The following is a 21095-nucleotide window of genomic DNA, read 5'->3' on the forward strand; positions in this document are numbered from 1 at the left end:
GAACGTGTCAAGCACGGATCAGCCCGCCTGCCGCGACGACCTCGGCGCGTTGTCGCGCGCCCTCCTCGCCGTGACGGAGCAGACCTCCACCCGCGAGGTCCTCCAGATGATCGTGGAATCGGCGCGCAGCCTGGTCGGGTCGGAGTTCGCCGCGCTCGGCGTACCCGACGAGCAGGGGAGGTTCGCGGAGTTCTACGCGGCCGGCGTGAGCGACGAGCAATGGCGGGCGATCGGGCCAGTGCCACGTGCCCACGGCCTGCTCAGCCTGATGATGCGGGAGGACCGGGCGTACCGCACGCGGGACGTCCAGACCGATTCGCGCTTTTCCGGCTGGCCGTCGGCACACCCGGACATGCGCGGGTTCCTCGGCGTACCCATCGTCGACTGCGGCACCATCCTTGGCTCGGTGTACGTCGCGAACGGGCCCGACGGCGGCGACTTCACCGCCGAGGACGAGCGCCTCCTCGGCATCCTCGCGGCGCACGCGGCGATCGCGCTGACCCGGGCCCGGATGTTCGAGCGCGACCGCGAGCTGACCCTGGTCGAGGAGCGGTCCCGGATCGCGCGGGATCTCCACGACGCTGTCGCGCAGAAGCTGTTCAGCCTCCGGCTCACGGTGGGTGCCGCGGAGGCGCTGGCGCTGAAGGGGGATCACGAACGCGCCCACGTGGAGTTCACCAGCGTGAAGGAGCTGGCCGGTGCGGCCCTCGACGAGTTGCGTGCCGTCGTCACCGAACTCCGTCCGCCGGCTGTTCGGGAGGACGGACTGGTTCCGGCCCTGCGCAAGCACGTCGCGGTGATCAGCCGCGCGCATCCGGTCGACGTGCGGTTCCGGTCGGACTGCGACGGGCGGTGCGCACTGCCGGAGGCGGTCGAGGACGCCGTGTTCCGGGTGGCGCAGGAGGCTCTGCACAACGCACTCCAGCACGGCCAGCCCGCGGTGGTCGACATCAGTCTGAGCACGCCGCGGGGCAAGGTGCGGCTCACGGTGTCTGACGACGGGCGGGGGTTCGACGAGGCGCCCGCGGTCGAAGGCGGGCACCATCTGGGTCTGGCGTCGATGCGTGAGCGCGCCCGCCGAGCCGGCGGGCGGTTGCGCGTGGAATCGCGTCCTGGCGTGGGTACGACCGTGGAGCTGGAGGTGCCCGTTGAGTGAACCTGCCGAACGCGCTGCCGCGGGACCGATCCGGGTCCTCGTGGTCGACGATCACCAGGTGGTCCGCCACGGGTTGCGGACATTTCTTGACATCCAGGACGACATCGAGGTCGTGGGGGAGGCGGGTGACGGGAGCGAGGCGGTCGAACAAGCCGAAGCCCTCCGTCCCGACGTCATGCTCCTCGACCTGCAGCTGCCGTCGGTCGATGGCGTGGAGGCGCTGCGGATGCTGCGCGACCGGGGCAATCCGACCCGGGTCCTCGTGCTCACGTCGTTCACCGAACCCGCGAAGGTCGTCCCGGCCCTGCGGGCCGGAGCGTCGGGCTACCTCTTCAAGGACGTCGACCCCGATGCGCTGGCCCAGTCGATCCGGGCGGTCCATGCCGGACAGGTCCTGCTCGAACCCGAGGTCGCGGCCGCCCTCCTGAAAGGCGAGGCAACGGGCGACCGGGTCGACGCCCTGACCGAACGCGAGCGCGAGGTACTCGCCGAGATCGCCCGCGGTCGCTCCAACCGCGAGATCGCGCGGGCCCTGGTGCTGTCGGAAAAGACCGTGAAGACCCATGTGTCCTCGATCCTCGCCAAACTCGGGCTCGCCGACCGTACGCAGGCCGCGTTGTACGCCGTTCGCTCCGGTCTGATCTGATCCTTGGGGACTTGCCCGCGTGCAGGCGCGCCGCACCAGACGGACCTGGACCGCGCCGTACTTGGGGTTGTCAGAGGTCCCCTGCGCCTCTGCCACGTCAGGGTTACGTCGGTTGTCGATCTCGCATGGTGAGCGATCTTCGGGTCGGTTCATGATCATGAACTAGTCCCGAGGCTCGGCTACTTCCAGAGACCGCGACCTGGGCCCGCCGGCTGATCGGTACGGGTGGGGCCCCTAGGCTTGGGGCGACCGCGCACGATCCCACTCCGATCAGGACCCGCGCATGAAGACGTTCGACGAGCTGTACGCCGAGCTGGCCGCGAAGGCCGCGACGCGCCCGGAGGGTTCGGGCACCGTCGTCGCGCTTGACGCGGGCGTCCATGCCATCGGCAAGAAGCTCGTCGAGGAAGCCGCGGAGGCCTGGATGGCCGCCGAGCACGAGTCGCGGGAGCGCGCCGCGGAGGAGATCTCGCAACTTCTTTACCATGCTCAGGTGCTCATGCTCGCCCTGGACCTCGACCTCGACGACGTTTACGCCCATCTGTAGGCCGTGGTCCGTCGGTCAGGCTCGCGAGCCGAGCAGGATTTACGGGTCACGGCCGTGGGGTGCCTTCCGGAGGGAGCACCGCCGGGCCGCCGCGCGGACGTCGGCCGTCCGTACCCCTCAACCTCCGAAGCGGGCCCCGCATCCGTCGACGTGTTTGTCCGCCGCCAGGCCGAGGAAGAGACCAAGGTCTGAGGAAGAGAGCAGAAAGCATGCTGCGTGTCGCCATTCCCAACAAGGGGTCATTGTCCGAGCCCGCCGCCGCGATGCTGCGCGAAGCGGGCTACCGCCAGCGCACCGACTCCCGCGATCTCGTACTCATCGACCCTGACAACCAGATCGAGTTCTACTATCTGCGCCCCAAGGACATCGCGGTCTACGTCGGGGAAGGCACTCTCGACGTCGGCATCACGGGTCGCGACCTGCTGCTGGATTCCGGATCCCCCGCTGAGGAACTCCTCCCGCTCGGTTTCGCTGGTTCGACGTTCCGGTTGGCGGCCCGTCCTGGTACGGCGAGCCGGGTGGAGGACCTCGAGGGTCTGCGGGTGGCCACGTCGTACGCCGGTCTGATGAAGAAGTTCCTCGCCGAGCACGGCGTCAATGCCCAGGTGACCCGCCTTGACGGCGCGGTCGAGACGGCGATCAAGCTCGGTGTGGCTGACGTCATCGCCGATGTCGTGGAGACCGGTGCGACCCTGCGGCAGGCCGGCCTGGAGCTGTTCGGCGACCCGATCCTGCGTTCCGAGGCTGTCCTGATCAAGCGGGACGGTGTTGCCGACCCGGGCGAACTCGAGCAGTTGGTACGCCGCCTGCAGGGCGTCATCGTGGCCCGCGACTACGTACTCATGGACTACGACATCGAGGCCGACCGGATCGAGGACGCCGTCCAGGTCACCCCCGGCCTGGAGGGTCCCACGGTCTCACCCCTTCATCGAGCGGGCTGGGTCGCCGTGCGGGTGATGGTGCCGCGCGTCGATGCCCAGCGTCTGATGGACGAGTTGTGGGAGCTTGGTGCCCGGGCGATCCTGGTCACCAGCATCCACGCCTGCCGGCTATGAGTGAGGCCGCACTGATGCCCGACGACCGCGCGCCCGAGTCCGCGCTCCCTGCGCTTCCGCACACCTGGCGGCCGCGGTTCGTGCCGGTGGTCGCGGTGACGGTCGCTGTCCTTCTGGTGGTCGCGGCGGGTGGCATGTGGATCCTGCTGCCGGCCGACGCCCGCGCACAGTTCACCTGGCCGCAGACGGCGACGCTGGGATTGTTCCTGCTCGTGCTGTTGTACGGGCTGTATCGCCTGGGCCGCCTCAAGGTGCGCGCGGACGCTGGCGGCCTCACGATCGTCAACCTGATCCGCACCCGCAGGCTGGAGTGGGCCGAGGTGCTGAGGGTGAACCTCCGCCCCGGCGACCCGTGGGTGCAACTCGACATTGACGACGGTACGACCGTGCAGGTGATGGCGATCCAGTCCGCCGACGGGGCCTGGGGGAAGGCCGCCGCGCGGGAGTTGGCGCAACTGGTCGCGGTGCAGACGCACACCTCGCGCAACGACTGAACGACCGACGTCAAGGACGCTGGGTTGCTCGCCGTGGCAACCGTGCGACCTCTGGAGCCGGGGCGTTCCCGCTCGCCGGCATGCCGCGGCGAGCGGGAACGCCTCATGTCGCACCTCACATCACCGGGTGGGTTGGACTTCCTGGACGCCGTACTTCGTGAACCAGCCGCGGATCTGGTTGACGTCCTTGCTGACGGCGAGCGAGGTCAGCAGGAGCAGCCGGGCCTTCTGCGGAAGGAGATCCTCACCGGCGATGACGTTGCCGGAGCCGCCGTACACCGAGCCGGAGCCGGTTCGCGTCGTACTCACGAAGACGACACCCTTGGCCGCCGCGTCGGTCCGGGCCGCGCTCTGCTTCGGCGAGATACCACCGGCGCCGGTGCCCGCCGTCACGATGCCCTTGACGCCGGCGTCGGCGTACGCGGTGATGGCTTCTCCGCCCGCGTCCTGGTAGCTGTAGGCGACCTCGACCCGCGGTAGCGCGTCCTTGGAGACCTTGCTGAGGTCGAACGGCGTGGCCCATTCCTTGGGCTTGTCGCACAGGCTCGCCCGGGCAGGCGCGCGCAGGAGCCGGATCCTGGTTTCGTCCACGACTCCGAGGACGCCGTACTCCCTGGTCTGGAAGGTGTCCATGCGCAGGGCGTTGGTTTTGGTGACGTCGCGGGCCGGGAAGATTTCGTCGTTGAGCATGATCACGGAGCCATAGCAGGTGGTCCGTCCGCTTGCGGCCAACGAGATCGCGTTGTAGAGGTTGGCCGGCGCGTCAGTGCCGATGACGGTCCAGGGTCGCATCGAACCCGTGAGAACGACCGGCTTCTGGCTGCGCACCGTGAGGTCCAGCCAGTACGCGAACTCCTCCATCGTGTCCGTGCCCGTGGTGACCACGATCGCGTCGACGGTCTCCAACTGCTTGTCCACCAGGCGGGAGAGGTCGTAGTAGTCACCGATCGTGTAGCCGCTCGAGCCCTTGTTTCCGAACTGCACTGTCGAGACGTCGGCGACCTTGCCGATCTCTGGCTGCAGGAACTTCACGAGGTCGGCGATCGGGAGTTGCCCAGCGCGGTACGTCTGGAAGCTCACGCGGGTGTCTGATACCCCGGCGATGGTGCCGCCGGTACCGATGACGGCGACCTTGGGGGTGCGGGTGGGCGCCTTGGCGGGAACACCTCCCGCGGCGGGGATCGGCGCGGCGGCCGCAGGTGCGGCGGCAACTGGTGCGGCTAATGGCGCCTGGGCCGCGGGTGGTTGCGCGGCGGCGACCGCGGTGGTGCCGGCGGCCGGCTGGTTCGCGGCGGCCACCATCGGAACGACACTGCCTCCCCCGAAGAGCGCGGCGGCCAGGGCGAGTCCGACCGGCACCTGGATACGCAAGGATCTCATTGCTCTCCTCCCTGTCGCGGACGACCGGACGTCCGCGACGAGCGCACTCTGGCCTTGTCTTGTTACGAAACATCGGTGGCGTGTTACAGCGGCGATGCCCGTCGTGGGGTTTCGCCGGCCGTCGACGGTCGTCCCTGCTCGGTGGTGGACCATCCCCTTGCGGTCGAACATCTGTTCGATATCCTGGGTTGTGAGGTCAGGGAGGGGCGAACCCGTGGCAGAGCGATTCGTGGTACGAGAGACCGACTACGGTTACGGCGTCTGGGATCTGGTGAACGACGACTGGTGGATTCCGCGCCTGGACATGACCAGCCGAGACGCCAAGCTCATCGTCGACGAGCTCAACCGAGGCATGGCATAGGCGTGCGGACCAGGTGAGATCCCCGGCGGAGAAGCACAGCGCAGAGAGCAGGAGGTACGCGCGTGGCGGACGTCACCGCTTCGGCGACCGCGACGGACCAGGGTGGTGGGCAGGTCACCGCTGGTCCGGGTCGCCGGTGGTGGCGGGCCGCCACGTGGAGGTCATCCGCGGCCGGGAGTGTGTTGGTCCCGGTGGTCGTGGCGTTGGCGTTCTTCCTGTGGCGGCTTGGCCGTCCGGCCCTCTGGCTCGACGAGGCGGCGACGGTCCAGGAGTCCGGGAGGTCGCTGGGCAGCCTGCTCGCCTTCTTGTCCGAACGCGACGCCGGGCTCGGCGCCTACTACCTCGGCATGCACGTCTGGACCCGCGTCGGCGACTCCGAATGGTGGCTGCGGTTGCCGTCCGCGCTGGCGATGGCGGCGGCTGTCGGACTTGTCGCCGACCTTGCCCGGCGCTGGTGGGGGAGTGCGAGCGCGCTCGGGGCCGGCCTGATCCTCGCGCTCTCACCGATGGCGTCGCGGTACGCGCAGGAGGCGCGGCCGTACGCGTTCGCTGTCGCGTTCGCCGTTCTGAGCACCTGGCTGCTCTGGCGAGCGGTCACGGAGCGGCGGCGGTGGTGGATCGGTTACTCCGCCGCGCTCGCGGCGCTCGGACTCACGCACCTCGTCGCACTGCTCGTACTTCTTGCCCACCCCGCGTTCCTCATGGCGGCTTGGCGGCGATCGGGAGACGTCCGTACTTTGCAGCGGTGGTTGCTCGCCGGCCTTGCCGGTCTTGGCCTGCCGGTAGTGCTGGCGGTGATGGTGTTCGCCCAGCGGGGCACCGTTTCCTGGATCCCGACACCGGAGCTTTCCGATGTGGGCGATGCCTACGTCGCAATGGCCGGGTCAGTGGCGTACCTCGCCGTGCTTGCCTTGCTCGCGGCGTTCGGCGCGCGGCTCGACTCGCTGACCGCCGCCCTTGCCACCTGGTGCGTCCTCCCTCCCGCGATTCTGGCCGCTGTCGGCCTCCTGACTCCGGCGTTCCTGCCGCGCTACCTGGTGGTGTGCGGTCCCGCGCTGGTCCTGCTGGCGGCTGGTGCGCTGCGAGAGAGTGCGCGCTGGCGGGTGCTTTTCGTTGCTGCTGTTGCTCTGGCGGTCGCCTGGACGCCGCTCGTCCGGATGCGCGCGGTCGACGGGCACGGCGGCGACATCCGGTCTGTCGCGAACGTCATCGCAGCCGACTGCCGAGCCGGCGACGCCGTTCAGTCCAACCTCTCGACCGTCCAGACCCTGCCCTACTACCTTCGTCGAAGCGAGTGCGATCCCAGCTGGGTGAGTGGCGGCCTGCCGCCACAGGTGAGGCGAGTGTGGGTGGTGGTGCCCAACTGGCAGCGCGGGCGCCCGTCAGGAGTGACCGGCCTCGCGGAAGTGCGTACGGTCGCGGTCCCCGGCCTGCGCGTCAGCCTGTGGCGGCGCTGACGCGGTGACGCTGTGCTCGGCTCGCGGCCGCCATGTGAGACGGGCCGGACCTCACGCAGCATTTCGCCACGATGCACACTCAATTTGCCTTGTGTGGTGACGACTTGCCGTGCAAGGCATGCAATGACCACGTATACGTGGTCATTCGGCCCCTCACACAGCAGTGCGGCGACCAGGAGTTTTGAATTGCTTATGGCAGCGTCAGGATCTCGGCGCCGGTCTCTGTCACCAGCACCGTGTGCTCGAACTGCGCCGAGCGCTGGCGGTCCTTGGTGACGACGGTCCAGCCGTCTTCCCACATGTCCCATTCATGGGTGCCAAGGGTCAGCATCGGCTCGATCGTGAACGTCATGCCGGCCTCGATCACGGTGTCGAACCGCGGCTCGTCGTAGTGCGGGATGATCAGCCCCGAATGGAACGACGTACCGATCCCGTGACCGGTGAAGTCGCGCACCACGCCATAGCCGAACCTCTTGGCGTACGACTCGATCACCCGGCCGATCACGTTGACCTGGCGACCCGGACGGACCGCCTTGATGCCGCGCATCATCGCTTCATGGGTGCGTTCGACGAGCAGCCGGGACTCCTCGTCAACGTCGCCGACGAAGAACGTCGCATTGGTGTCGCCATGCACACCGTCGATGAACGCGGTGATGTCGATGTTGACGAGGTCGCCGTTATCCAGGGGGCGCGAATCGGGTATCCCGTGGCAGATGACCTCGTTGACCGAGGTGCACAGGGATTTGGGAAAGCCGCGGTAACCAAGAGTCGACGGGTAGGCGCCGGCGGCGATGAGGAAATCATGGCCGATCTGGTCGAGATCGTCCGTGGTGACACCGGGAGCCACCCGCCGTCCGACCTCCTGCAACGCTTGGGCAGCAAGCCGACCCGCCACCCGCATCCGGGCGATCGTGTCGGCGTCCTTGACCTCGGAGCCATCGAACCTCGCCGGACTCGGCCGGTCGACGTACTCAGGCTGGGCGATGTCGAGAGGGACCTTGCGGCGTGGCGAGATCGTGGCAGGAACAAGTGGGCCCATGATTCACGGAGTCTACGGTGCGCCACCGGGCACCCGCGCGGGCGCCGGTCTCAGCCCACAGCCGGCGGGGGAGGCGGGTTGCCGCGGGTCGGAGGCTGGGGAAAGCTCTCAGCATGAGCACCGAGAACGCACAGTGGTTCTACTGCCTGCGGCATCACCGTGTCGAACCCTTCGAGGGCTGCAAGGCCGCCGATCGGCTCGGACCCTATCCCAGCGTCGCCGAGGCTGAGGGTGCCCTCGAAAAGGTCGCCCAGCGCAACGAAAACTGGGACAACGACCCCCGCTGGAACGACGACGACAACGGCGCCGACGACGAACGCTGAGCACCTCGTCGGGCGCCGGTCAGCGAACGCCGAGCCCGACCCGGCCGCCTCGGCGGAACCAATCCGGCGTGGGCGTACCTAACGGGGGATTGGGCTGGGCGTGGTGACGTGCCACGGCGTACGTCGCCACACCCAGTCGCCTACATCATCCGTCCGGATGCCCGGCGCGACATTCCCCGCATCGTCTTCGGGGTCGTCGCACGCGTGGCACGCGTGGAGCGCTTGGCGATCGAGGCGGAGCGGGTCGCCGTCGACTTCCGCATGGACGTTCTCCTGGTGGCGGCCTTCTTGGTGGTCGAGCGCTTCGCCGCCTTCTTCGCGGGAGCCCGCTTCGTGACCTTCTTCGCGGGAGCCCGCTTGGTGACCTTCTTGGCGGGTGCCCGCTTGGTGACCTTCTTGGCGGGTGCGCGTTTGGTGACCTTCTTGGCGGCCTTCTTCGCAGGTGCGCGCTTCGCCACCTTCTTGGCGGCCTTCTTCGCGGGGGCTCGCTTGGCGGCTGCCTTCTTCGCGACCTTCTTGGCCGGAGCCCGTTTGGCCGGAGCCCTTTTGGCGGCGGCCTTTTTGGCGGGCGCCTTCTTCGCCGCCTTCTTGGCGGCAGTCCGCTTGGCAGCAGCCTTCTTTGCCGGCGTTGCCTTCCTGCGGCCCGGAGCGGCCTTGCGTCCGCCGGTGACCATCTCGGTAGCCTCCTGGGCGATCTTCCTCGCCCTCGTCGTCCGCTTCGTGATGGACTTGGCCGTCGACCTCGCGGTCGCCCGAGCAGCAGAGACCGCGGACTTCGTGGCGGCCGCCGCCGAGCCAGGTCGTCGCTGGGTGGTCGCGGCCCTGGTTACTGCATTCCTTCGTGTGGGCACCGTACTGCCTCCCTCTGAGGGGACCCCGGCCTCTACCGGACCGTATGTGTATGGCAGGAACGTCATTCTCGCCTGGTGTCTATGGCAACAACGCGGTTTGCCATCCTCGGTGGATCGTGCGGCATTCAGGCGGCTCGTAAACCACGAAGGACAAACGATTTTCTTGATCCGTGGATAAACGTCTGGTCTTCGGGCCTACGAGATTTCACGACCGCAACTTCGGTGAAGGCGTGATTCTCGGTCTATCGCCAAATATGTAAACAGATTCGAGCGACCGGCGGTGCCATTTCGTCAAGCGTCTGGTCCTGAGATGGTGTCGAGTAGCCGGTTAAGTCGGGCACGAAGTCCGCGTAGCCGGGGTTCGCCGCTTTCTGTGGTTGCGATACTCACCAGATGTTGGGCGTTTTCGAACGACACGATGGCCTGAGTCGCCACGTCGACGGTGAGAACCTCATGCGCCAATGTGGAGAGTTCTGACTGGCCGTTTTCCAGAGCGAATACGTTCGCGCCTTTACGGCGTACGTCATCAACGCGTTCAAGAAGGGCGTCCGGAGGAGCGGATTCCGCGACGACGAGAAGCGACTCGCCGCGGCGGGTGGCGCTCAACCGGTCGAGACCGACCGCGAGATGAGGCGGCGCCTCGGTTGGGGGATTCCAGCGCACCAGAGTGGGGGCGATCTCGGCCAGCCGCGCGAACCGCGCCTCGTCGTCGAGATGGGCAGTGAGATGCCAGGGCTCCGCATCTGGTGGGCCCATCAGGAGAAGCCCGCCTGGCCTGCGCGTGCTGGTGCGGAGCGCGCGGCCGAACTCCTTGGAACGCTCGATCCAGCGAGTCCCTTCCAGGACGTCGCGGAGCGCTCTTGCCTGCTGAAGATCCATCGCTCATACCGTGCCACACTGGGCGGGTGAGTGGGCAGCCTGTCGGGCTGCGACGGAGAGGGGCGTTCAGTGAAGTACGGCTACAAGGCTTCGGCGGAGCAGTTTGGCACTCGCGAACTTCTCGACTACGCGTTGCTCGCCGAGCGGCTCGGGTTTGACCTGGTGGCGGTGTCTGACCACTTCCAACCGTGGCGGCACACCTCCGGCCGCGCTCCACTGGTGTTCAGCTGGCTCGGCGCCCTGGCTTACGCCTCGGAGCGGATCACCATGGGCACGAGCGTCCTCACCCCGATGTTGCGTTACCACCCTTCGGTGGTGGCGCAGGGGTTCGCCACCATCGACCAGCTCGCTCCCGGCCGGGTCTTCCTCGGTGTCGGCACGGGCGAGGCGATGAACGAAGTACCCGCGACCGGTGCTGCGTGGCCGAGCGGCAAGGAGCGGCGCGCCCGCCTGGCTGAGGCCGTCACGCTGATCCGCCGGCTCTGGACCGAAGAACGCGTCGACTTCGACGGCACCTACTACCAGACCGCCAAGGCGACCGTCTACGAACGCCCTGACGTGCCGCTGCCCATCTACGTCGCGGCGTCCGGACCGCTGGCCGGCAAGCTCGCGGGCCGGATCGGTGACGGCGTGATCGCTACCAGTGGCAAGGCGCCGGAGCTCTACGAGTCTGTCCTCGGGAACGTCCGCGAAGGTGCGGAGAGTGTCGGGCGGGATGCCACGAAGTTCCCCCACCAGATCGAGATCAAGGTGTCGTACGACACCGACCTCGACGCCGCCAGGAAGGAATGTGCGTGGTGGGCGGCGCTCGGGTTGGCGCCGGAGCAGAAGCAGGGCGTCGAGGACCCCGTGGAGCTGGAACGCCTGGCTGACGCCGATCCGCTCGCCGGCACCAAGCGGTTCATCGTGTCGAACGACCCCGACGAGGTGGTCGACAAGATCGCGCCGTACGTCGACCTCGGCTTCACCGAACTCGTCTTCCACGGCCCGGGCAACGACCAGCAACGGTTCCTCGAGCTGTTCGCCCGGGACGTCATGCCCAGGTTGCGGGAGCGCTGGCCGGTCACCGGCTGAGCTCCGCCGGGTGCGTCTCACGTGGCACGACCCGCCCCAGGTTGAGGCGCGTTCGCTGATCGGGCGATATTTGTCGGCGGTAATGGGCACCATGAGCGAATGAACCTTCTTTCGCGGGTTGGCGCGTCGGCCGGGCTGGCCGGCCTGCTGCCGCTGCTCCTGCTCTACGCCGCGAGCGGCCTGGTCGCTCCGCTCTGGGCGGTGTGTGGGCTCGTCGTGGTCTGGGTGGTCCTCGTCGTGTTCGCGCTGCGGTGGTTCCGCCGGCGGCCGTGGGCCGTCCTGGCGATGCCCTTCGCGGGTGTCGCGGTGTGGTTAGCGCTCCTGCAGGTAGGCGAGTCGTTCCTCGGCTGGACCGCGTAGGCCTGGGCTGCTGGGTACTTCCTCGAGGCTTGACGTAAGGGCGTCTTCAGGTCTGCCCGCGATATGAGACCGGACCCCTGAGCTTGCCGGGTTGTCATAGGTTTCTCGTTTTCTTAGCCGAGATACCTATGACAACCCGGGGTTGGCGGCGGGTTGTCCCGCGGGCTGGACGGATTGTGGCCTGATCGCGGTCCGGTTCCCGCTTCAATCAGATCCGGCTGGTTCATGATCAAGATGCAGAAACGCCCAGGATTCGCAGGAACCCTGGGCGTTTTCTGCATGTTGATCATGGTCCGGCGCGAGGGCGTGCTCACTCCGCCCGTTCAGTCACCTCGAGCCGAGTAGGGCGTCCACCCCGCGGAAAGCCGGCAGTCCGCCCGGCCAGGAGGTGGCAAAGCCGCGTGCTGCGGACGCCGCAGACGCCGCGGACTCTGCCGCCCGCGGCTCGGCGTCCGGACCTGCCGGTACAGGTACGCCCTGACAGCCCCGCGCCCCAGCGGACCCGGTCTCGAAGTAGCGGAGGATGTGGGTAACGCAGCCCGGCTCCATGAGAGCCGACCCGTGGACGTCATCCTCGACGGTGAACGTCGTCCCTCCCACGGCCTTCCGCATGTCGGCGGTCCATTCGTACACCGAGACCGACTCGTACCGATGGCCCGACAACACCAGCGAGCCGCCGCCGTGATGGAGCCGGATGCGTTCCACCGGAAGCGGCCAGCCCGCGCACGGTGGGACGAAGTTGCTCAGGACGCCGGTCACGGGATAGCGCTCGAGCCGATCCTGGTACGCCGCCCACGTGGAGTCGAAGTCGCGCGCGCCACCGTCGCCGTTGCAGAAGATGGCGGTGTTGGCCGACCTGTTGCCTTGCTCGGGCAGGCCGTCCGGCGGTGGCGGCCGCTCGCCCGGCGGAGGGCCGATCAGCTCCTTCAGCGACTCCGGTGCGGTGGGACCGGTGGCGTCCCGGAGATCCGCGAGCACCCTGGCTGTCATGGGCCACGCCAGGGATGGCTGCGCCGAGAGGAACGCGATGGCGTACCCGTCGATGGGCATGTCGACGTCAGTGAAGTGCCGTGGATGTGCGTCGAACTCCGCCCGAAGTGCGGCGAGTGCCGCCTCCACCTGCTCGCCCGTCGTTCCGAAGCCGTACGTGGAATCGAAGCGGGCAACCCATTCGGCCATCCGGGAGAAGTCTCTGGCGGTGGCCATCGACCGGCCCGCCACGAAGGCGTCCATCCGCGGGTCAGGTGGGGCGACGCTGTCGACCCACATGCGCCCAGAGTTGCCGGGGAAGAGGTTCCGGTACACCGGACCGAGCCAGCTTCCCCAGGAGACCCCGAAGTAGTTCAGCTTCGGCTCACCGAGTGCCTTCCGGACCTGATCCAGGTCGCGGGCAATGGCGCCGGTGGTGAGGTTCCGGAGGAACTCCGGATCGGTCGCGGCGCAGACCTGGTTGGACCGCACCACCCACGCGTACACCTCTCTCGCCTGCTCCTCCGTAACCGATCCCGTCGGCTGCGGAGGCGGGTCCTCCTCTCGTGGGCAGTTGACCTTCGTGCTGTAGCCGACTCCACGCGGGTCGAAGCCGATCAGGTCATACCGCTCGTTGAGCTTCGCGCTCTGCTCCATTGAGGCGACCTCGATCGGCATGAGATAGCCGCTGCCACCGGGCCCGCCGGGGTTGAGGGCGAGGCTGCCGAGCCAACGCGCCTGGTCGGTCGCCTTCAGTCGGGTGATGGCGACCGTGATCGAGCGTCCCTGAGGCCTGTTGTAGTCCAGCGGAACTCGCACGGTGCCGCACTCGGTGCGGTCCCAGAGCTGCCGGAACCCGGGGATGTCCGAGTCGCGCAGCCCCATTGCTCGAAGGACCTCGTCCGAGTACGTCGGACAGGCCTGCCAGCTCACGGTCTGAGGTCGGTCGGTGGACACGGACGCGGCCATCGCTGGCATTCCCGCCGCGCCCGCTCCGGTCGCGGTGAGGGCGGCCGCCAACGCGGCCAGCCCGGCGAATGATCGTCGTAGGTTCATGCGGCTCAGGCTGCAGAGCCCTCAGCCCACCGCGCCTCTGTCTGGGGTTATGGATCAACCCATGACTCCAGACAGGGGCTCGGTGACCCGCGAACTCCTAAGCTTTGTCCAGCCATGAAGACGTACACGACGGCGTTTCGAGCTTTGCTGGGCCGGCCGGTGGTCCAGGACGTCGGCCTGGCCGGATTGCTGTTTGTCAGTACGTCGGTGTTGATGGAGAGCCTCGGCGGAACCCCCATCCTCGCTGGCGCGCCAAAGCCCCTGGCTGAGCTGGCCACGGCGGGGATCTGGTGGTTCCTGACGAGTGCGTGCGTCGCCAGCGTGTTGGGCCGTCGCCGTTGGCCGGTCGCGATGCTGGCCGTGGCGATGGTGGCGACTGTGCTTCAGATGGCTGTGGCCGCTGGGCCGAATCCCGCCAACCTGGCCGTCCCGATCGCCCTCTACACCGTCGCGAGTCGTCGGCCGCGCAGGGAGTCTCTCGGGATCCTCTGCGCCACGTTGGTCACCGCGATGGCTTGGTCGGTGTACGTCGCGAGCGATGGCAAGATCGATGGCTGGTTGTTCAGCCAACCCCTTGAGATCAGGGCTGGGAAAGCCGCTCCGAAAGGGGATCTGCCGTTTCCGCCGCCACCACCGATGCCAACCATCGGGCTCAGTTCCCAACTTGGGCCAACAGACTGGGGCGGATTCCCCATCCTGGGCTCGGTCCTGACCGCCGCTTGGGCGGTCGGCTCCAGTGTGCGCAGCCGGCGCGCGTACCTCGACGAGCTCAGGGCGCGAGCACGCGACCTTGAACGCGAACGCGACCAGCAGGCCGCCCTTGCGACAGCGGCTGAGCGCGGCCGGATCACCCGCGAGCTCCACGACGTCGTGGCACATGGCCTGTCCGTCATCGTCATGCAGGCCCAGGGTGGCATGGCGGCGTTCGCCAACCGGCCCGCGGATACGCTCGCGGCACTGAACACCATCGTCGACACCGGCCGGGCCTCGCTCGCCGACATGCGTCAGGTGCTGGCGGTCGACGGCGAGGTTGACAGCTCACCCCATCCGGTGCCCGGCCTCGGGCGGCTGCCTCAGCTGGTCGAGCAGGTCCGGCAGGCGGGTACGCCGGTGCTGCTACAGGTCGATGGATCGCCGGGCGTACTGCCCACCAGCGTGGACGTGTCGGCGTACCGCATTGTCCAGGAGGCACTGACCAACACCATGAAGCATGCCGGGCCCGGAGCGTGTGCCCAGGTGATCGTCGCCTACGGTACGAACGACCTGAAGCTCGACGTGAGCGACAACGGCACGGCGCGGCCCACTGCTGACGGCGTCGGCAACGGCCTTCGGGGCATGCGCGAGCGGGTGGCGCTGCTGCGGGGTGAGTTCTTCGCCGGCCCCGGACCGCGCGGTGGTTTCGTCGTCCGCGCGCGGCTCCCGATCCAGCAGGAGTTGGTGGCATGATCCGCGTACTCCTGGTTGACGATCAGGCGCTGCTGCGTGCCGGCGTCCGGATGATCCTGGAGAATGCCGACGACATGGAGGTGGTCGGCGAGGCCGACGACGGTGCGGTGGCCGCTGCCATGGTGGCCGAGACCGTGCCCGATGTGGTGCTGATGGACATCCGGATGCCGGACGTCGACGGCGTGGAAGCCACCCGCCGGATCAGGACGGCCATGCCTGACGGACCGAAGATCCTGATCCTCACGACGTTCGACCTCGACGAGTACGTCTATTCCGGCCTGCGCGCCGGTGCCAGCGGCTTCATTCTCAAGGACACCCTCGCCCCCGACCTGCTGTCGGCGATCCGTGCCGTGGCACGAGGTGACGCCATCGTCGCGCCGGCCGTCACCAGGCGACTGATCGAACGCCACATCGGAGGGCGCGGAGACCCTCTTCCCCGTACCGAAGTCGAGTTGCGGGTGCTCACCGAGCGGGAACGCGAGGTCCTCGAACTCATCGCGCGCGGCCTCTCCAACGCCGAGATCGCCGGCCGCTTGTTCCTCACCGAAGGGACCGTGAAAGGACACGTCAGCCGGATCCTCGCCAAGCTCGAGCTGCGGGATCGCGTCCAGGCCGTGGTTTTCGCGTACGAATGCGGTCTGGTGCGCGCCGGCAGCACCTCGTGACTCGCCGCCGCTACGCCGAGGCGACTGCTCGGCTATGACGCATTAAGGCGTACCGCCAGTGCTCGTTGAGCCGATGATACGACCAGTCTGACGTCAGTTTATTGACATGTTAATACTGCATTACTACGGTGCGATGTGTTCTCCTCAGCTCGGTGGAGACAGCGCAGATCCGGTCCGTTCGTTGCGACCTTGCCTCCGGTTTTTGATCTTCCTTGTTCCAGCGACACATCCTCAGTGGTGGCGTTCCCGGGATTGAAGGACTGATCCCGGCAGAGCGCCCCGGAATCGAGAGGTGCCACCATGCACAGAGCTCGAAGATTCGCTGGTTGTTGGCTCGCCGCGATGGTTGTGCTGGCGAGCGTGGTCATGATGGTTCCAGGTCAGGCCGCTCGCGCCGCCGACATCGCCACCCTGATCGGCGGGTTCGAGGCCGCCGACGAGGCGTGGACACTCGGGCTGGGCGGTGAGTTCCCAGGCGCCAAGGGAAGTTTTAGCCGCGACTCCGCGGATGCGAAGTCGGGAAGCTTCTCCGGGCTGCTCCACGGTGACTTCAGTGGCGGCGGAAACTACGTCCAGACGTCTCGCGTCATGAACGTCGATCTCCATGAGCTCAGGCTGTGGGTACGCACGTCCGATGCCAATCGGGTCGGTCTACGTCTCACAGACAGCACCGGTCAGGTCCATCAGCAGCGGATCGCTCTGGCAGGTGGCGGAGACTGGCAGCAGGTGGTCGTCACCAACTTCACGGGTGGGGAGGGCTACGGCCATTACGGCGGGGCGAACGACGGTGTCTGGCATGGTCCCGCGACCCAGGTGGCACTGCTTCTGGACAAGGGGTACCTCCCAGCGGGACAGACCAGTGGTGACGTGCGTTTCGACGACATCACAGCGCTCGCACCCGCGCCGGACCTCGCGATCGAGCAGACCAAGGTCGGCAACGTCTTCACCGGGACCGAGCCCGCCGAGTTCGGCCTGATCTCCAACGGCGATTCGGTGGTCTGGAACGTTCGCGACTTCACCGGCAACGACGTCGGGAGCGGCACGCAGGCCATCGACTCCGCTGGCAGGGCGACCTTGCGCGTGCCGGTGGACCGGATCGGCTACTACCAGCTGAGCGTGACCGCGCAGAATGACGGCACCACGATCGCCACCAGGTCCACGACGTTCGCCCGGCTGGCGCCGTTCGACATCTCGAGGTACCCAGATTCGCCGTTCGGGATGGGGGTTCGCGTGCCCGAAGGAGCGGCCGGCCTCGAGGTCCTTTCACTCTTGACCAGGGCAGGCGTCAAGAACCTGCGGAACGGCCCCAGCTGGGCCGCGGTCGAGAGAACCAAGGGACAGTACGACTTTTCGCAGACGCCGGAGTTCTTCGCGGCTCTGCGGGACACTACCCACCAGTTGATGCCTGTGGCCCTCTACAACAACCGGCACTACGACAACAACGCGACGCCGTACACCGACGAGGGACGTGCGGGCTTCGCGAGCTACGCGGCAGCGGTCTCACGTCAATTCGCCGACCAGGCGAAGTGGATCGAGATCTACAACGAGTTCAACCACCCGGGGTTCGGCGACATCGGCGACGGGCCGGCCGATGCGCGGGCCGACTACTACTATCCGCTGCTGAAGGCGAGTTACGAGAAAGTCAAAGCGCAGAACCCGAACGTCACCGTGGTCGGCGGTGCGACCGCCGGCGTACCGCTGGAGTGGCTGGAGGAGTTGTTCCAGCTTGGTGGGCTGCAATACATGGACGTCCTCTCGATTCACCCGTACGTCTACCCAGGAGCGCCGGAGAACGCGATCCAGAGCTTGACCGCCGTGAAGGAACTCGTCAAGAAGTACAACGGCGGCAAGCTGAAGCCGATCTGGATCAGTGAGATGGGCTGGCCGACACACGTCGGGAGCACTGGCGTGAGCGAGGCGACGCAGGCGGCGAACCTCGTTCGTTCGTACGTGATCGCGTTGTCCCAGGGTGTGGAGAAGTACTTCTGGTACAACTTCATAAACGACGGTCTCGATGCGGGCTACAACGAGCACAACTTCGGTGTCGTCCGCTACACCACCGACCCGGCCGGCAGGTGGACGCCGAAACCCGCGTACGTTTCCTACGCCGCCATGACCCGGCTGCTGACGGGCGCGACCTACCAACGGCAGGAAGACGTCGCCAACGGAGTCTGGAGTTTCGTGTTCGCCAAGGACGGCAAACAGATCCGTCCGATGTGGTCGACCACGCCCACCACGGTGAGCGTGTCGACTGACAAGCCGATCACGGTGACCGATCTCACCGGAGCGTCGGCAACGTACGCGCCGCAGAATGGCCGCGTCGATCTGTCGCTGTCGGGTGCTCCGATCTATGTCGCCGGTGATGACGTACGCGTTACTGCCAACGCGAAGTTCTCCCTGACCGCAGTGGATGGCGGGACGGCCGTGCTGGGCGATGCCGTCAAGCTCAACTTGACAGTGGACAACACCAAGGCGCCGAAGGCGGCAGTCAGGGGCACGTTCGAGGTGGCCGGAGAATCGGTCCCGGTGTCAGTGGGTGTCGGGGAGAAGAAGACGATTCCGGTGACCGTTCCGGCACGGAGCACCCTCGGTCGGCATGATCTCGTGGGTGCGTTCGTGGCGTCCGGCAAGGCGAGAGCGCGGCTGGCCACCCAGGTCACCGTCGTTCATCCGATCAGCGTGCGGGCCAAGCATGTCGTCGCGGGCGGCGCCGACGGCACTGACGTGCTCCGTGTCACCGTGCGGAACCTCGCGAGCGAGGGCCGCGAGGTCGGGGACCTCACGTGGAAGGTAGGGGACCGGAATGGTACGGCGGACCTCGCCTCACCAATCCCGGCCGGCGGCCGCCGTACGGTCGACATCTCCCTCGCCGACCTGGCCAGGAGCAAGACGTACGCCTCGCAGTTGCGGGTCAGCGTGCCTGGCACCACCGACATCGTGGTCTCCGGCAAGGTGGCCCTGGTCGAGCACGCGTCGATGGCGCAGGTGACGAAGAAGTCGATCGCGGTGGACGGAACGCTCGACGACCTGTCTGGCGTACCAGGGGTGGACCTCGCCGCCGACGGTGTGGTGAAGATGAGCGGCTACGGCGGCACCGACGACCTGTCGGGCAACGTGTGGGTGACCTGGGACGCGGACAAGGTGTACCTGTCGGCGCGGATCCACGACGACACGCACTTTCAGCCGGCTACCGAGAGCCAGATCTGGAACGGCGACAGCATCCAGTTCGCGATCGGTGGGGGAGTGCCGGGTGAGATCACGGCGTGGTACGAGTACGGCGTCGCGCTCACCTCAGCTGGTCCACAGGTCTACCGCTGGCAGGCCGCGGAGGGGTCCGTCGGCCTGGTGACCGATGCCGACCTCAAGGTCACGCGGGACGACGCCACCAAGGAGACCACGTACGAGCTGGCGCTGCCGTGGACGCACGTGGCGCCGTTCCAGGCCGACGACCGGTTGCTCGGACTGTCACTCCTCGTCAACGACAACGACGGCTCGGGCCGGAAGGGCTATATCGAGTGGGGATCCGGCATCGGAAACAGTAAGGATTCCAGCCTCTTCAAGCCCGCGCGGCTGACGGACTGACACGTACGTAGGGGCTCCCTGGCTGGTGATCGAGACCGGCCAGGGAGCCCTCGTCACGCCCGCCGCGGTTTCGCACAGTGACGACCAGCCTGCCGGTGGTGCCTACAATAAGTCGGCGTACCAACGACTCTCCAAGCCGGGGGACGGCCTGACGGAGGCTGGGGTTCACGTGCGGCCCTGTTAGCGCCGGGAGTCGCGCAACGGGGGGTGGGGCGAAATGCGGCGGATGCTGGTGGTGTTTCTGGTCACGGCGTTCGTGACGGTCGCCTGCGGGTCTCCCTCGACGTCCCAGCCCACCTCGAGTCCTTCCCCACAGTCGACCGCCAAGGCCACCTCCTCGCCGCCGACACCTCGTGCCGTCCGTGGTCCGCGGGCGCCGCGGGACTACCAGCAGTCCTGCGCATGGCACCCTCAGATCTGCCGGCGCCAGCCCGGAGCCGTCCCCTCGCAGTTGTGGCGCCCGCTGCGTTTTCCCACGGTTGGTGACCGCTGCCCGACTACGCACGGGCGGCGACTTCCCGGCGAAACGCCGTTCGATGGGGTCGCGCTCGGATCGGGTCCGGTGCGGGTGGTGCCCGCGGGGGACGATGCGGATGCCACCGCAGGGATCCTGACCTTGCTCCCGACGCCCCGGGACGGGTGGTACGCCGCGAAGACTCTGTGGTTCGCCGACCCGTCGTACACCGGCCCCGTCCTGCTCCGGGGCAAACGGCTCGACGAGTGGGGCGAGGTGGCGTTCGGAATGGGCCGGCCGCACACGCTCCTCGTGCAGATTCCCCCAGGACCCGGCATCAACGTCGTCGACGGCTACCGGCGCTGGGCGGGCGCCACCTGGATGCGGGCGCCGGGCTGTTACGGACTCCAGGTGGACGGTACGTCGTTCAGCATGTCACTGGTCGTCGAGGTCAGGTTCCGGTGAAGCAGGCGCCCTGAGCGGCCATTCAAGAATGAGGCTCGTTCAAAACTCCGTGCGAGTTCCAGGCCCTTGGTTCGGATCCTCACAGCGGCGCGGTGACCAAGAGTTTTGAATAGGCCTCAGGGTTCTAAAAACTCTTCGGTAGGTGCTCGAACGCGAGTGGGCCCCCGCATCAGGCAGTCCCGGACCGCGAGACCGGGCGTGCCGCGGGTGGCGTCTCACATTGTGCATTTGGCGGGTGAGGTCCAGCGGCATGCGGGCGCGACGGCCGTAATGGACGGCCAATCTCAGGATCGTGAAGATTTTGGGGTGCTATGACCCCCTGAAGTTTTCACGGTCTTGCTGAGGTACGGCGGGTGTGAGACCCGTTCGGGTCCTCGTTGCGGCGAGTCGTCACCCGAGCAAGGCGAGTTGAGCGTGTTCCGTGGGGAGATTGCCCGCGAGCGGGCGCTCCGTCTCGAATGGCGTACCTCCCCGCGTGTTCGGATGCTGAGAAAGCAGGGGGCTGGGCCCGGGTTGTCAGAGGTTTCTCGGCTAAGAGACCGAGAAACCTCTGACAGCTCGGCAGTAATGTGAACAAGCCTCTGACCGACGACGGGTCAGTCGAGCGCGCCGACGTCCTCGAGCCAGCCTTCCTCGTCGCAGGTCGGGCACCGCTGCCGGACCAGGGCCGTGCCGCTGCGGTCCTTTGCGAGTTCGACCGCCGCCCGGTCGACGGCGAGATGACCTGAGCCAGCGCAGGACGGACACAGCGTTCTCACCCCCATCACCGTTCCTTTCCGACGCCGCGGCGAGGGGCCCACACTCTAGCCCGGCCGAGGGACTTGGAGGCCGCACGA

Annotated in this window: 20 protein-coding genes; 15 read left to right on the forward strand and 5 right to left on the reverse strand. The window is 67.5% G+C overall.

Translation table 11 applies throughout. From position 1 onward, the window contains the following. Positions 1-4: 4 nt before the first annotated feature. The 5 genes from B141_RS0100735 (at position 5) to B141_RS0100755 (ending at position 3898) form a co-directional block, all read left to right on the forward strand. The gene (locus tag B141_RS0100735; RefSeq protein WP_020573249.1) at positions 5-1156 is read left to right on the forward strand and encodes a GAF domain-containing sensor histidine kinase; all 1152 of its coding nucleotides are present in this window, start codon (positions 5-7) and stop codon (positions 1154-1156) included. Continuing rightward, the gene (locus B141_RS0100740) at positions 1149-1802 is read left to right on the forward strand and encodes a response regulator (protein WP_020573250.1); all 654 of its coding nucleotides are present in this window, start codon (positions 1149-1151) and stop codon (positions 1800-1802) included. Before B141_RS0100735 ends, B141_RS0100740 begins: the two co-directional genes overlap by 8 nt. A gap of 283 nt (positions 1803-2085) precedes the next feature. Beyond that, complete coding sequence (locus B141_RS0100745; protein ID WP_020573251.1) at positions 2086-2349, forward strand: phosphoribosyl-ATP diphosphatase; 264 nt, start codon at positions 2086-2088, stop codon at positions 2347-2349. A gap of 209 nt (positions 2350-2558) precedes the next feature. Continuing rightward, positions 2559-3404: an ATP phosphoribosyltransferase gene (hisG, locus tag B141_RS0100750; RefSeq protein ID WP_020573252.1), complete on the forward strand. Its 846-nt coding sequence runs from the start codon at positions 2559-2561 to the stop codon at positions 3402-3404. After that, positions 3401-3898, forward strand: a complete 498-nt coding sequence (locus B141_RS0100755; RefSeq protein WP_020573253.1) for a PH domain-containing protein — start codon at positions 3401-3403, stop codon at positions 3896-3898. The genes hisG and B141_RS0100755 overlap by 4 nt, the downstream gene beginning before the upstream one ends. 120 nt (positions 3899-4018) lie before the next feature. Here the strand turns inward: B141_RS0100755 and B141_RS0100760 are convergent, their stop codons facing one another. Beyond that, positions 4019-5278: an asparaginase gene (locus B141_RS0100760; protein ID WP_020573254.1), complete on the reverse strand. Its 1260-nt coding sequence runs from the start codon at positions 5276-5278 to the stop codon at positions 4019-4021. 214 nt (positions 5279-5492) lie between these two features. Between B141_RS0100760 and B141_RS48895 the strand changes: the two genes are divergently transcribed. Together B141_RS48895 and B141_RS45170 are read left to right on the forward strand one after the other, a co-directional pair. Next, positions 5493-5639, forward strand: a complete 147-nt coding sequence (locus tag B141_RS48895) for a hypothetical protein (protein ID WP_020573255.1) — start codon at positions 5493-5495, stop codon at positions 5637-5639. Between the two features lie 62 nt (positions 5640-5701). Next, entirely contained in the window at positions 5702-7096 is a 1395-nt protein-coding gene (locus B141_RS45170) for a glycosyltransferase family 39 protein (protein WP_020573256.1), read from the forward strand. Between the two features lie 190 nt (positions 7097-7286). Here the strand turns inward: B141_RS45170 and map are convergent, their stop codons facing one another. Further along, positions 7287-8135, reverse strand: coding sequence for a type I methionyl aminopeptidase (gene map / locus B141_RS0100775; RefSeq protein WP_020573257.1), 849 nt, complete (start codon positions 8133-8135; stop codon positions 7287-7289). Between the two features lie 113 nt (positions 8136-8248). On the opposite strand from map, the gene B141_RS0100780 reads away from it, so the two are divergent. Next, positions 8249-8458, forward strand: a complete 210-nt coding sequence (locus B141_RS0100780) for a hypothetical protein (RefSeq protein WP_020573258.1) — start codon at positions 8249-8251, stop codon at positions 8456-8458. A 204-nt stretch (positions 8459-8662) separates the two neighbouring features. Beyond that, the gene (locus B141_RS50505) at positions 8663-9487 is read left to right on the forward strand and encodes a hypothetical protein (protein ID WP_202805607.1); all 825 of its coding nucleotides are present in this window, start codon (positions 8663-8665) and stop codon (positions 9485-9487) included. A 113-nt stretch (positions 9488-9600) separates the two neighbouring features. Here the strand turns inward: B141_RS50505 and B141_RS0100790 are convergent, their stop codons facing one another. Continuing rightward, positions 9601-10188 carry a hypothetical protein gene (locus B141_RS0100790; RefSeq protein ID WP_020573260.1) on the reverse strand — a complete coding sequence of 196 codons (588 nt, stop codon included), beginning with the start codon at positions 10186-10188 and terminating at the stop codon, positions 9601-9603. A gap of 69 nt (positions 10189-10257) precedes the next feature. On the opposite strand from B141_RS0100790, the gene B141_RS0100795 reads away from it, so the two are divergent. Then, positions 10258-11262 carry a TIGR03557 family F420-dependent LLM class oxidoreductase gene (locus B141_RS0100795; protein ID WP_020573261.1) on the forward strand — a complete coding sequence of 335 codons (1005 nt, stop codon included), beginning with the start codon at positions 10258-10260 and terminating at the stop codon, positions 11260-11262. 99 nt (positions 11263-11361) lie between these two features. After that, a complete protein-coding gene (locus B141_RS0100800) occupies positions 11362-11622 on the forward strand; it encodes a hypothetical protein (RefSeq protein WP_020573262.1) in 261 nt (86 codons plus the stop codon). Between the two features lie 327 nt (positions 11623-11949). On the opposite strand, the gene B141_RS0100805 is transcribed toward B141_RS0100800, so the two are convergent. Further along, on the reverse strand, positions 11950-13647 hold the full coding sequence (locus B141_RS0100805; protein WP_020573263.1) for an alpha/beta fold hydrolase: 1698 nt from the start codon (positions 13645-13647) through the stop codon (positions 11950-11952). Positions 13648-13761: 114 nt separating this feature from the next. Between B141_RS0100805 and B141_RS0100810 the strand changes: the two genes are divergently transcribed. The 4 genes from B141_RS0100810 to B141_RS48900 all read left to right on the forward strand — a co-directional run bounded on the left by B141_RS0100810 (position 13762) and on the right by B141_RS48900 (position 20259). Continuing rightward, entirely contained in the window at positions 13762-15093 is a 1332-nt protein-coding gene (locus tag B141_RS0100810) for a sensor histidine kinase (RefSeq protein WP_020573264.1), read from the forward strand. After that, positions 15090-15758, forward strand: coding sequence for a response regulator (locus B141_RS0100815; protein ID WP_020573265.1), 669 nt, complete (start codon positions 15090-15092; stop codon positions 15756-15758). Before B141_RS0100810 ends, B141_RS0100815 begins: the two co-directional genes overlap by 4 nt. A gap of 300 nt (positions 15759-16058) precedes the next feature. Then, positions 16059-19340, forward strand: coding sequence for a sugar-binding protein (locus B141_RS0100820; RefSeq protein WP_237742587.1), 3282 nt, complete (start codon positions 16059-16061; stop codon positions 19338-19340). A gap of 217 nt (positions 19341-19557) precedes the next feature. Beyond that, positions 19558-20259 carry a hypothetical protein gene (locus tag B141_RS48900; RefSeq protein WP_157180717.1) on the forward strand — a complete coding sequence of 234 codons (702 nt, stop codon included), beginning with the start codon at positions 19558-19560 and terminating at the stop codon, positions 20257-20259. 596 nt (positions 20260-20855) lie between these two features. Here B141_RS48900 and B141_RS48905 read toward each other — a convergent pair. Further along, positions 20856-21023, reverse strand: a complete 168-nt coding sequence (locus B141_RS48905; RefSeq protein ID WP_020573269.1) for a hypothetical protein — start codon at positions 21021-21023, stop codon at positions 20856-20858. Positions 21024-21095: the final 72 nt, after the last annotated feature.

The organism is Actinopolymorpha alba DSM 45243, assembly GCF_000373925.1.
Taxonomy (GTDB): domain Bacteria; phylum Actinomycetota; class Actinomycetes; order Propionibacteriales; family Actinopolymorphaceae; genus Actinopolymorpha; species Actinopolymorpha alba.